This is a genomic window from Chryseobacterium sp. FR048, assembly GCF_056844665.1.
In genome coordinates this window covers 883,054-896,324 of the sequence record NZ_JBXDSE010000001.1, presented here as the reverse complement: position 1 = coordinate 896,324, position 13,271 = coordinate 883,054, and the positions used below count along the sequence as shown (strand labels likewise).

Below are 13,271 nucleotides of genomic sequence, written 5' to 3'. Positions count from 1 at the left end.
TTTTTGTGTCAGAAAAGGAAATTAGGAAAGGTTTTAAGGTGTTCTGTAAATGTGGGTGTGTTTGACGTTGAATGGTAAGATTTGGCGCAAAAGAAAAGCCCCGAAAAAATCGGGGCTGTGATTAAAAGAATTTTTACTTCGGGTATTAATTATTCAGTGCAAACCTTACTCCTATATACATTTCTCGACCCCTTGCCGGCCCCCAAACAGAAGACGTATCGAAGTAGGGACTAAACGGGTTTTGCCAACTGATTATCGGCTGTTTTTGCCGGAAGTCAAAAATATTCTCGCAACCTGCATACACTTCAAATTTCTTAAAGTTATAAGTGAACTGCGCATTTACGATCGTATATGGCTCTGAAAAATCAGGTCGCTGAAATTCTACTGGATTTGATTTGGTATCAGGTAAACGCTGTTTGCCATACCAGTGTACATTCATATCAAAATGAAACTTGTTCGACAATGGTTTATAGCTAAAGGTGGTAATGACTTTATGCATAGGGTTAAATGGCAGAAGCTGCTTTGTTTCTCCAATTTTCCTATGTACGTCTAAATAATTATATCCTGTTTTAAACTCAAACCTCCGCCATATTTTTAAATATAACTCCGCCTGAAATCCGTTGCTTACACTTGTTCCCGTAAAATTCTTTACGATTACTTTGGTAGGATCGGTATCATAATCAGGGAAGATTTGATTTTGAAAATCTGTCCTGTAATAATCGGCACTGAAATAGCCCGATAAATTATTATCTTCCGTATTGAACTTTTGAGTAAGGTTAAATCCAAAATTGACAGCCTTTTCCGGTTTTAATTGTTCTGCAAAAATGATGTCCCTTGAACTAACAAGTAATCCGATGTTTTCGCTGAACAAGTTTACAGGTCTCCAACCTGTTCCGATATTTGCACGAATAATGGTTTTGGGATTAATATCGTATTTCAGTAATGTTCTTGGTGTAAACTGAAAACCAAATTGGTTGTGATGGTCGCCCCGAACCCCTGCAATCCAGGTTAGCTTATCATCAAAAAAACGCATTGTGTTTTCAGCAAACAGACCGGGGATATTTTCCAATTTTTGATAGTTTCCTGCATAAGTCCGATGCAGAAAAGCGTCTGTAAAGCCAATATCTTCATTCAAATTCAGATGACGAAAGCTGATACCCGTTTTTAAATCGTGTTTATCGTAGTTCAGCTCATATTGAATGTTCCCGTAAAAATTGGTTTGCCGGGCATCGTATTTTACAGTCCCGAAATACGAGTTTTGTTCCTGATGAAACGCCGAAGCAAACAATACAATATTGTGCTTGTCATTGAAACGATACCCCGTTTTGGTCCAAATTTCAGGCTGGTTGATTTTTACTGATTGCCCATAAACTTTAGTGCTTCCTTTATCGCTATTGGCATCGAAAGAGGTCTGCCCGCCAATTCGCTGTTCATTTAAAAAACGTACACCAATTCTGCTGTTCCAGCCCCAATCTTTTTCATTGCCATACTTCCATTTATTAAAAATCATATAGCGGGTAAGCAATGGTAAGTCTAAGAAACCGTCTTTATCCCTGTCAATCTTATTAGCTGGCTGTACCGTATGAAACGCCGTAAGATTGCTCCATTTTCCTTTTTTAAAAGCATAATTGGCATTCAATTGCTTTTCCATAAAATTGTTTACATACAGGTTGAGCAACAATTTATCTGTTTTATCAGCCTCTTTTGTTTCAACATTGATTTGTCCGCTAATGCTTTCATAACCCTGAATAATACTGTTAGCACCCTTTGATACATAAATATTGTCAACCAATGTACCCGGAATACTGCTTATGCCATAAGTATATGATAAGCCTTGTATCATTGGGAAGCCGTCAATCAAAACCTGGTTATAAACACCCGATAAACCCAAAATACGAAGCTCTTTTGAGTTGGTTATTATATTGGTTGTCTGCGGTTGAACGGTTGTTTGGGTTTCAAAGCAACCAGCCAAATCGCAACAAGCGGCTTTTCTAAGTTCTGTTTGTGTAATCTGCTCGGTTTTGATAGGTTTAATATTTGAAATGATTACCCCGTCCCGTTGGCTTGAAACGACAACTTCATCAAGTGTTTGGGGCTTTCCTAATGTAAACTTAACGAATGTCTGATTACTGACTGCTATCGTATCGTTGTCATATCCTACATGGCTTGCAATAAGTTTCTTTTCAGAAACATCTTTGATTGCTATTTCAAATTCTCCTTTGAAACCTGTTAATATACCTGTGGTTGTACCAAGCCAATGAATATTTGCACCGACTAATGGTTCATTTTTTTTGTTGGTTACTTTTCCTAAAATGGTTTGTGCTGAAACACCAACAAAAGAAAACAGCAAACCAACAATGAATATATATTTTTTCATTGCCTGATTTTTAAATAAAGGGCAAAGCAAATTTGCTTTGCCCTACCTTATTTACTGTTTTACTTTATATGGTCTTTCTTTAGGATTTTCACAACTTCCTGTACCTTCAACGGCTGCAAAAATCTCTTTTTCAGTTATCAATGCAGGGTTAAACTTTACATCAAAAGTTGTTGTTGTTCCTTGCTTTCCGGGTTTGCAACTGCTCACGCCATTTAACTTTTCTACATTAGCAGAAATCATTTTTACGTCCATTGAGCAGGTAACACCTTTAACTTTTACAGTGGCAGTTTTTGAACTGTCCATTGTCTGCTTTGTGCTTGTTGTTTGAGAAAACGCAATGTTGGTCGTGGCTGTTAATAGTAATGCCACAACGAATAATTTTATGAAATTCATTTTTCTGATTTTAAGATTATAAAACATACAGAGATAAGTCCCAAAGAAGCTGGAACATTATCATAGAAATTAGCAGATGTTAAACAAACTTTGGCGGTTGCCAGAAATCAGAAGCAAACTGTGAGGAAAATACAGTTTGGTAAAAGAAGTATTGTTGGGTCGATATATCCGGTTTAGACACTATTTCAAAAAAAGGAATAGAAGCGACATGTAAAAAACAAGAGCTACTACATACTTGAAAAGGATTACAGCTTTTTTCGTCGTTATCTTTTTTCTGATTATGGTTATTTGATTGAATTGGGATACAGTGTCTACTACAACAGCCCTGTTCTGTCCTCACCTGCAATGAAATAGCTTCTATTCCTGGTTTGATCGTAAGGAATAAAATATATGTTATTAATATGTACTTAAAAAAGTTCATTGCTTCGCAAAAATACACTTTTTTTGATTCTTTTTTATTATGTTATGGCTTAATTTTTCCATTCTATAGAATATTGAAAATTAATTATATCTCGAAATGAACATTTTGTCCCATTTTTGGTTTGAACCCAATATTAGTTAATAAAATAATTAGTATTGGATGAAATATCAGCTATTGTTACCACTCTCTTGGCAAGAAAATTCCAAAAGGAAGAAAGTATATAATGAAAGTAAAAAATAAAGAAATTTCATTGCAGCAAAATTAACACATTTAACCTTTATGCCCATTAACAGTTTTGATTGTTTTCATCGTGTTTTTTACTTTTTGGACTATATTATGGAACAATCTGTAAGTTTCCACAATTTCTATTATGGAACAACTTTAAAAAAATGGGATTTAGGTAACAACTATTAACTTATTTTTTTAATAGATTGTATCATTAAAGTCTACTTCGTGATCCAACTCTAACCTGACCGGCTTTTTCGCATTAAATTTCATACATTCATTATTTACATATTGCTCATATCGTGCCCGGTCATTGGGTCAGCACCGTTTTTGAATATATATTCGCTATTGAGAAGATATGCTCCTGAAACAACCACGATATCCCCTTTTTTCAGTCCCGAAACAATTTCTATCCGGCTTCCTGTTTCTATCCCTGTTGTCACCATTCTGCTTTTAAATGTTCTTTCACCTGTCTGTACCCAGACAGTTGTACTTCCCCCATTCCGGATCACGGCATCAATAGGCATAGTTATGCTATTGCTTTTGTGAGATTCGAGAAAAACATATACCGGCATTCCGGGTTTCAATTCATTATTTAGGTTGGGTATAGATACCCTTATCAGATTAATTCTTGTTGAAGGATTAAGTTCAGGGTTAGAAAAATCGATTTTTCCATGGATTATTTTGTTATTCAGATCCGGAATCCGGACAGATGCGGTCCCTGTTTTATTGATTGCGGATAGTTGGGAAGAATATGCTTGTGCTTCTGCCCACAAGGTCGATAAACCGGCAAGGGTTACAAGGGTACCCCCTTCTTCTATATAGCCTCCTTCTGTGATGCGTAGATCGGTTATGTATCCGGAAGCTGTACTATAAAATGTTGTAGTCGGCAACGTTTTCTTACTCCGCTGCAAAAATTCGATCTGTTTCTCAGTCATCCCCCAGAGTAATAATTTATTTTTAGCGCTATTGATAAGCTGTGAAAAATCAATGGTTTCCAAATTATCAAAATTCTTCTTTTTTTCCAATGCCAAAAGATATTCTTGTTGAGCATTGTTAAGTTCTTCACTGTAGATCTCTGCCAACGGTGCCCCTTTGACAACATAATCTCCAATGTTTTTATAGTATAGCCTTTCAATTCTTCCCATCACTCTGGAGCTTACCGACACGATATCCTGTTGGTTGAAATTTAAAGTACCGGTAAGTGTGACCTTATCACTAAGAGCTCTTTCTTTTACCGTATCTGTTTGAATATTTCCTAACCTGATTTGTTCCTCATTCAGCTCTAAGGTATTAAGGTCTGCATTCTTGTTCTTTTTGACGTATATGAGTTCCATATGGCAAATAGGGCATAATCCGGGTTTGTCGGCGACAACCTGCGGATGCATCGAGCATGTATAATAACCACTATCATTATGAATATGGATTTGCTCTTGCTTCTTCCTACAGGAAGATAAAAATACAGTGAAGGAGCATAATAAAGCTATAATAAAAAAATATCTCATATTATTTTAGTTTTTTGTTCTGATAAAACTTTCGCTATCCATAAGGTATTGTGCATTTCCGGCGACAGAATCCTTTTGAGAGATCCCTTCCAGTATCTCGACATAACCATCTGTCTCGATGCCTGAGATAATTTTACTGGCTATAAACCCATCCTGAACTTTCTTGAAAACCACTTTGCTAAGCCCCAGAGAAACGACGGCTTCTTTCGGCAGCCAACTGCTTGATTTTTTAGAGGCAATCTCAGATTTGACCTGACTTCCGATAGGAAGCCCTAATCTGCTGTTATCAAAATAAATTCGTGCTGTAAGTGTTTTGTTTCCAGTCCTGAAGAAAGGTTCGATAAATCCTATATTTTGAACAAATTTCTTATTGGGGTTTACTTCCGGAATAACGGTTGCCAATTGGCCCTTTTTTACAATGGATATCTCATTAGAAAAAATGTTCAATGAGACCCAGGCTTTATTGGGATCAAACACGCTAAAAACTGTTTGTCCTTTCTGAACATACATTCCTTCTTTAATAGGCAGCTCAAGGGAAATAGACGAGCTGCCGGGCATAGCATTTGTAGCAGTGGATTTTGGTTTCATAGATGTAGGGGTTCCGGCTTCATGAACATGTCCGGTATAACTGCTGTAAACGAATACCGTAAAATCCGGAGTTCCTCTTTTGGTGATGCTTTGCAGCTGTCCGCTGCTCATTCCCAATAACAAAAGCTTCTGCCTTGCAGCAGCTATCATTGCCTGGTTAGATTTATCATTTTTAAGCAGGAACAGCAGGTCTTGCTGGGCATCCATCAGTTCGGGGCTATATATTTCCATTACTTTCTGCCCTTTTACTACTTTTTGGTATTTATACCTGATGTATAGTTTTTCAATCCGACCCGATACCCGTGCTGCTATATTTCCAATCTGCCTGGTATCATAATCAATTATACCCAAACCTGTAATATTAATTTTTTTTTCTCCGGTTTGTAAAGAAATAACAGAAATCGTTGAGACCACGAACTCATTGGTTGGTTTAAGTAAAGCATTGAGTTCAATACTATTTTTTCCATTTTGACTGGAATTTTTTTTAATCTGTTTCATATTTTTATGAACATCATGCCCTGAGCCACTTGCATTACTGTCATCATTTTTACCGCAGCCATTTAAAATAAGGGTAATCAATAAAGTATAAACTGTGTATTTCATCTTTTCTCAATTAAACGGTCTATTGTTACTTGCATTTCTATAGCTTTCGACATGATGTCAAAATATTCCAATTGTGTCATATTAAGCTTTTCCCATGCATCATAGAGCATAAACAGTTCTTCGGTATTCTGTTCATATCCCAGCTGCATAGTCTTAAAGTTATTTTTCAGGGCTGGTATGATTTCTTTTTGGTATAATTCCAGCTGCTTTTTTTTCAGATCAAATTCATTGCGCATTCCATAAGCCATTCCACTATATTCATTCACCATCATTTCTTTTTGAAATCCAAGTGCATTTGCTTTCCACTTTAGACTTTCGATATTGGCTTTGTTCATCTTTGATGACCAGCTTAAAAAGGGAAGCTTTACCATAGCCATTAAGATGTATTGTGTCGGTTGGCCTCCAAACCCAAACATATTTTCAAATCGAACTCCAAATTCCGGTTTCAGGCTTTGCCTCTCTGATTCTTGTTTTAATACTGTTAAATTGATCTGCCGATCTAAAGACTTAAGATCACTTCGGTTTTCATTGAATAATGCCTTATCAAATAGTATCGTTGAATAGTCATTGAAAACAACCGTTGTATCTATATCAAAAGAAATCAGGACATTCCTATTCATCAGCGCATTGAGTCTGATACGTTTTTCCTTAATATTATTTTCGTACATCAGTCTCATATTCTTGGTATTTCCAAGAGCAGCTTTTGCTTTGTAATAAGCACTGATCTTATCTGTTCCGTTTTTGTAGCGGATCTCTGCATTCCTAATCATAAAATCAAGCATTTTCTCATTTTCATCGACCACGGACAACCGTTTCAAAATAATAATCCACTCGTAATAAAGAAGTTTTGCATCCTGTACAATCTGATTTATTCCTGCTTTTTTATTTTCTTTCTCAACAGATGACATGGCTTTCATGTATGATTCTTCTGCATCCAGCTTTTTCCTGTTAGGAAACATTTGTTCTATTGAAATCATGACAGAGCCCATTCCCTGCATTTCTCCTCTTCTTTTCCATAGATTGACATTATACGGGGTCATGAACTGACCGACACCAACAGTCGGGGGCATCCAGTTGCGAGCCCCTTTTGCAGCCTGATCCATAGATCGGATCTCACTGTCATACATTTTGACTATCGGGTGGGTGATTTCAATGCTGTCGATTATGTTTTGGAGCGACATTACCTGCGCACCTGCATTCCCGAAAAGAAGCAACAGCAATGCAATAAATATTGTTTTTTTCATTTTCAAAATTTTATGATTAATGGGCGGCATCCAGTACGTCGATTTTCCCAAACTTCTTAAGTTCATATTCTTTCTGCATCAGGAAGATGATAGGAGTGACCAACAGTATATGGATTGCCGAAGTAAAAACTCCGCCGATCATAGGAAGCACAATGGGCTTCATCATATCGCTTCCCACACCGGTGCTCCATAATATGGGAACCAGGCCGAAAAGTGTAACGCATACCGTCATTATTTTTGGGCGCAGACGTTTTGCCGCTCCATTGATTACATATTCTCTCAGATCTTCGCTGTTGATAGCCTCCCTGCTGTTTCCTTTTATGCTGACCAGCTGTTGCATGGCATCATTAAGATAAATAACCATGACAATTCCTGTTTCTACTGCAAGACCGAATAAGGCAATAAATCCAACGGCTACAGCAACTGAGAGGTTTACTTCCCAAATGCTTATCATAAAAACTCCCCCGATCAGGGCAAACGGTATGCTGATAAGATTAAAAAACGCTTCCCGCATGGAGTGGAATGCAAAATACATGGAGAGAAATATAATTACAAGAACAATGGGCATAATCATTTTCAAGGTCTGTTCTCCTCTGATCAGATTTTCGTACTGTCCACTCCATTCTAAAAAGTACCCTTTGGGCATTTTACCTGCCATATTGCTTAGTTTTGCCCTGGCTTCTTCTACAGTACTGCCTAGATCGCGGTCTCTTACATTAAACAAAACTGTTCCTCTCAACATGGCGTTTTCCGAATTGATCATAGGAGGTCCTTCTGATAATTTAATTTCAGCAACAGCGCTCAGCGGAATCGCACCAAAGTCCATGGTTTGCATTGGAAGGCGTTTCAATGCTTCGATATTGTTTCGAAAGTCTTGCCCATACCTTGCATTTACTGAGAACCGCTGTCTTCCCTCTACTGTAGTGGTGAGCTTCATTCCTCCCAAAGCACTTTCTACAAGGGCATTAACATCGTCAATACTTAGGTTATATCTTGCTATTTCATCCCGATTGATTATTATATCCACATATTTACCGCCTGTAATCGGCTCAACATACATATCTTTGATCCCTTCAATCCCGTTAAGCTCAGATTTTATATTTTGGGACAGTACATAAATACTGTCCAGGTTTTGTCCATAAACTTTCACCCCAACATCAGTCCGGATTCCGGTTGAAAGCATATTGATACGGTTGATGATAGGCATGGTCCAACCATTGGTAACGCCGGGGATCTGTAATTTTGCATTCAGCTCGTTAATGATGTCATTTTTACTAATACCCTCTCTCCATTCTTTTTGTGGTCTTAGTAAAATAATGGTTTCTATCATGCTGATCGGGGAATTATCCGTGGCTGTATTTGCCCTCCCTGCTTTACCCAAAACATGGGCTACCTCCGGAACAGATTTTATAATTTTATCCTGCACCTGTAAGATCCTTTTTGCTTCCGAGTTGGAAACATCAGGCAGTGTAACCGGCATAAAAAGCAGCGAACCTTCATCTAGCGGAGGCATAAATTCTCTCCCTAGGTTGAGTATCATAGGTATACTGATCAGTAAAGCGGCGATATTAACCCCCAACACTGTCTTTCTCCACTTCACACACCACCTGATCAAAGGCTCGTAAAGCTTTTCCAATCCTCTGTTAACAGGGTTTTTTTGCTCATCTTTGAATTTACCTTTCATAAAAAAGGAAATCAATACCGGAGCTAAGGTTAAAACAAGCAGAGCATCCACTACCATAATGGAGGTCTTTGTATAGGCTAGGGGGTGAAATAGTTTTCCTTCCTGTCCCGTCAACATGAATACGGGCAGAAAAGAAGTTATAATAATAACGGTTGAAAAAAAGACTCCTCTTGAAACCTGTTTGCAGGATTTTTCAATGATGCTCATTCTGACATCTTCCGGAATTTTCTCATAGTCTTCCACAACCTTGTTCTGTTTTCTTGTAAAAATGTTCTTAAACCAATTCGTTTTCATATATCAATTGGGTTTTTGTTTACGTTCGTTTTGCCAAACCGACAGATTTCTGTAAGCATTCTCTGACATGATAATACCATTATCTACAATGACTCCTATTGCCAGTGCAATTCCTGTTAACGACATGATATTGGAAGAAAGCCCCAATGCATTTAAAATAAGAAAGCTTATCGCAATGGTAATAGGGATCTGGATGATAATGCTCAGGGCACTTCGCCAATGGAACAGGAAAAAGATCACAATGAGTGCAACCGCTATAATTTCCTCAATAAGTTTGTTTTTAATGTTATCTATGGCAGCTTCTATTAAAGTGCTTCTGTCATATGATGTCTTGAAAGTAACGCCTGGTGGCAGTCCTTTTTCAATATCTTTCATTTTTTCCTTTACGTCTTTTATAACTTGATCTGCATTTTCGCCGTAACGCATGACAACAATCCCACCGACTACTTCCCCTTCTCCGTCCTGGTCAAATACTCCCAATCGCAGATCCCCGCCCATCTGTACACTCCCTATATCTTTAACTCTTACCGGTATTCCATTATAATTACCAACAGCAATCTTTTCAAGATCCGAAGTGTTTTTAATATATCCTAAACCTCTTATGATATAAGCCATATCGGTCATTTCAAATTTCCGTCCGCCTACATCGTTATTGTTTGCTTTAACTTTGTTCATAACATCCATAAGGGATATATTATAATATTGCAGCTTAACCGGATCAACAACTAATTGATACTGCTTTTCATAACCTCCATAGGAAGCTACCTCTGCTACGCCCGGAACGGTCTGTAAGGCTAATTTGATATACCAGTCCTGCAATGCACGCTGTTCTCCGAGATCCATTTTGGGGGCGTCCAAATGATACCAGTAGATATGGCCGACACCAGTTCCATCAGGTCCCAATGTCGGACTTATTCCTTGAGGAAGCAATCTTTGGGCATAATTGAGTCGTTCCATTACACGGGTACGGGCCCAATAGACATCCACATCATCATCAAATATCACATACACGAAGCTCATTCCGAACATCGATGTGCCTCTCACATTCTTAACTTTTGGAATGCCCTGCAGGTTGCTTACCAGAGGATAGGTAACCTGGTCTTCTATTATTTGTGGTCCTCTTCCCATCCACTCTGTAAAAACGATGACCTGATTTTCACTAAGATCAGGAATAGCATCAATCGGATTTTTTTTAACAGCTGAAATACCCCAGATGAACAAGACAGCTGCCATAAGCAACACTATATACCTGTTTCGTAAGGACAGCTCGATTATTTTCTGAACCATATGATTTCTATTTTAATTTTTCCTGAATTTCACCACAGGCAGCCATTGCTTTTCCATAATAAGGATTTTTAACTTCTTTATGGCTGCTTAGCCAGATTGCACCTTTTTTGTTGTCAAACATTGGACGGTCAACTTTATATACAGGGGTTTCCGTACCAAAAGATTTTGCTATATCATAAAAGTCCTGGCTCAGAGTTGCAAAATGCTCTCTCTGGTACGCTATACTTCCACCATTATTGGCTATATGCTTTGCATTTTCCTTAATGTTGGATGCAATATCATTATAAGTCTTTCTCTGCTCAGTGTTGAAATTGCTGGTCTCGATTTTCGATAAAGCTTCCAGTATACCATTGGCTACATTTGCAGCTCCTTTATTGTCATCGGTAGACAAGGCAGAAGCCAAATGTTGATAATGTGAGAATAGTCCGCCAAAATCTGTATTTTTTAAAATGGAAGTTTTACCAATTGCAGCAGATGGTTCCATCGAAGAGTCGGAAGTATGATCAGCATCCTCAGACTTTTTTTCAGAACTATTGCTGTATCCTGTTAAAGTATTTGGTGATATAGCAAAAATGCCTAAGATTAAATGTTTCATTGTAATGATGATAGTTTGTATTAATGATTAAAGATTTTTTTAATATTTCACACATGACTCTTTATACTTTCTCTTACCCCATAGATTTTTATGGTTCCGGGATTTGTATTCTTATCAGTGTTTTGAAAGAAAGAACCGATAACAATACACTTATTGTTACCAATTGTTTAAAAATTGATTTCCTTTTGAAAATTATTAGAGATACTGGAAATAATAAAGGCAGCACATTCTAAAAAAGACATAACTATGGCTACTCTGTGAAAAACTAGTTTATTTTAGGCGGTTGCCAGATAGAATATAAGACTAATGAATAATGGGGATTGCGATATGAAAAATTTTTTTCTACCGTCATTAGTTCCTGAGAGAATAAAAAATCCTCATAAATTGAAGGTGTGGATGCAAAAAAAGGAGAGGGACTTCCGCAAAATATCATGTTGCATTTTCCTGAACAACCACCGTTTTTTTTATCTTTCTCTTTTTTGCAGCAATTTTTTGAACATTCTTTACCGATGTGCTTACTGGCACAACAAGTCTTTTCCCATTGTTTTTTTTCAATATGAGCTCCATAAGCATATGAAAAATCCGGTATAAAAAAAATACCAAAAATCAATATCAATGACAGTATATGAAGTTTTACTCTCAAAACATCAAGTTTTAAACAAAGTTAAGATAAATATTTGCAATTATAGTATTTTTTTTTTGGTACGAATGTTAATGAATAGTTTTTATGGAAAATTAAATTTTCAGATAATTTTTCACTTTGGATTCAAACCAGAAAAGGACTAATATATTCATTGTAGCATTCTATAATAATAATTAATAGTTAAAATTTTATACTGAAATACTTCAAACATTCAGCATTTGATGTTCCCGATCAAATTAATTAAAAATATGTAGAAATCCCAAAACTAAAGCCTACTGTGGTTGCCGCAGGGTTTGCAAAAATATCTCTCTGTTTCTGAAACCTATAATTAAGCCTAAAAACAGTCTGTGAATTGGGTCTGAAGCTAATTGCAGGCATAATGCTCCATAGATCATCTCCAATTTGGCTGTTGTTTTCCCTGAAATACCCTACATTCCAATCCACATACTCGAAACGGCATGCTAAATTAACAACTGCATTTTCCCAGCCTAAAACTTTTCTTTTGATAACAGGTTGTACAATATCTACAAACCCTCCATGCTGCCTGTTTCCATATTGTTGCGTATAAGTTTCAGGAACGTCTACTTTTACCCATGTCCATTCTGCAGTAATAAAAGTTCCCAGCTTTGATATTGTATTATTATAGTCCAATGCAAAAACCTGCAACCTTCTTTTATCGTCAATTTGGAGGCCATCATCCTGAAATTTATTATAAATACCTCCCATATAAGAAACTCCAAATTCTCCTGCTTTTTCATGTCTTATAATCCCTTCCAGTAGAATAGGCTTGATGCGTATTTCTGCCCTAATAATGCCAATGTGTTAAAATCGAGGATGCAGGTACATGTCACTATTCGTAATCAGTTCCGTAATGCACTTACTTTACCTGCAGATTCAGTAATAAGAGATTATAACTCTGCAACTATTTGAATCAAAACATCCTAAACGTATTCAATAGTAAGTTGATTAGGACAGGTATTGAATCTGATAGTCCCATGTATTAGTTCAGGTAATGAAGTGGTTGTTTCAGATCTTTATCTGATAGTGAGTTTATTTTCAAAAAAGAGCAAATCCAATGACAGGGCATGATATGAGCAATATGTAAAACATTATGAATAAGGATTATATCAACAATTACAGTTGTTATAATTACGATATTTAATTTTTTACAGTTCCGATTTATTAAAATATTTCTGAGACTTTTGGGAGTTGTTCTATGACACATTATAATGTCCTATGGCTATTCCTTTTATTTCTTCCATTATATGTTTTAACGTAAAGAAGTTTATATTAAATGATTATTATTTAGAAAAAAAGAATTAATTTTGTATTAAATAATGGACTATTGAAATTAGTTTAATTTATTATGTGCAGAATATTGAACATATTAATAAGTATCTGCTTACTGGTTT

General features: G+C 36.7%; 8 protein-coding genes and 1 pseudogene. All 9 read right to left on the bottom strand.

Annotated elements, in window-relative coordinates:
- Positions 1-145: 145 nt before the first annotated feature.
- The 9 genes and pseudogenes from AC106K_RS04000 to AC106K_RS03960 all read right to left on the bottom strand — a co-directional run bounded on the left by AC106K_RS04000 (position 146) and on the right by AC106K_RS03960 (position 12,585).
- Positions 146-2,377, bottom strand: a complete 2,232-nt coding sequence (locus tag AC106K_RS04000; RefSeq protein ID WP_024563791.1) for a TonB-dependent receptor — start codon at positions 2,375-2,377, stop codon at positions 146-148.
- Between the two features lie 51 nt (positions 2,378-2,428).
- On the bottom strand, positions 2,429-2,770 hold the full coding sequence (locus AC106K_RS03995) for a heavy-metal-associated domain-containing protein (protein WP_029728820.1): 342 nt from the start codon (positions 2,768-2,770) through the stop codon (positions 2,429-2,431).
- Positions 2,771-3,700: 930 nt separating this feature from the next.
- Complete coding sequence (locus AC106K_RS03990; RefSeq protein WP_024563789.1) at positions 3,701-4,921, bottom strand: efflux RND transporter periplasmic adaptor subunit; 1,221 nt, start codon at positions 4,919-4,921, stop codon at positions 3,701-3,703.
- A gap of 6 nt (positions 4,922-4,927) precedes the next feature.
- A complete protein-coding gene (locus tag AC106K_RS03985; RefSeq protein WP_024563788.1) occupies positions 4,928-6,112 on the bottom strand; it encodes an efflux RND transporter periplasmic adaptor subunit in 1,185 nt (394 codons plus the stop codon).
- The gene (locus tag AC106K_RS03980; RefSeq protein ID WP_482443453.1) at positions 6,109-7,356 is read right to left on the bottom strand and encodes a TolC family protein; all 1,248 of its coding nucleotides are present in this window, start codon (positions 7,354-7,356) and stop codon (positions 6,109-6,111) included. Before AC106K_RS03980 ends, AC106K_RS03985 begins: the two co-directional genes overlap by 4 nt.
- Positions 7,357-7,372: 16 nt before the next feature.
- Positions 7,373-10,567: pseudogene (locus AC106K_RS03975) on the bottom strand (efflux RND transporter permease subunit).
- Positions 10,568-10,628: 61 nt separating this feature from the next.
- On the bottom strand, positions 10,629-11,216 hold the full coding sequence (locus tag AC106K_RS03970) for a DUF3347 domain-containing protein (RefSeq protein WP_024563784.1): 588 nt from the start codon (positions 11,214-11,216) through the stop codon (positions 10,629-10,631).
- 265 nt (positions 11,217-11,481) lie between these two features.
- The gene (locus AC106K_RS03965; protein WP_148305492.1) at positions 11,482-11,859 is read right to left on the bottom strand and encodes a hypothetical protein; all 378 of its coding nucleotides are present in this window, start codon (positions 11,857-11,859) and stop codon (positions 11,482-11,484) included.
- A 240-nt stretch (positions 11,860-12,099) separates the two neighbouring features.
- Positions 12,100-12,585: a hypothetical protein gene (locus tag AC106K_RS03960; RefSeq protein WP_024563782.1), complete on the bottom strand. Its 486-nt coding sequence runs from the start codon at positions 12,583-12,585 to the stop codon at positions 12,100-12,102.
- Positions 12,586-13,271: the final 686 nt, after the last annotated feature.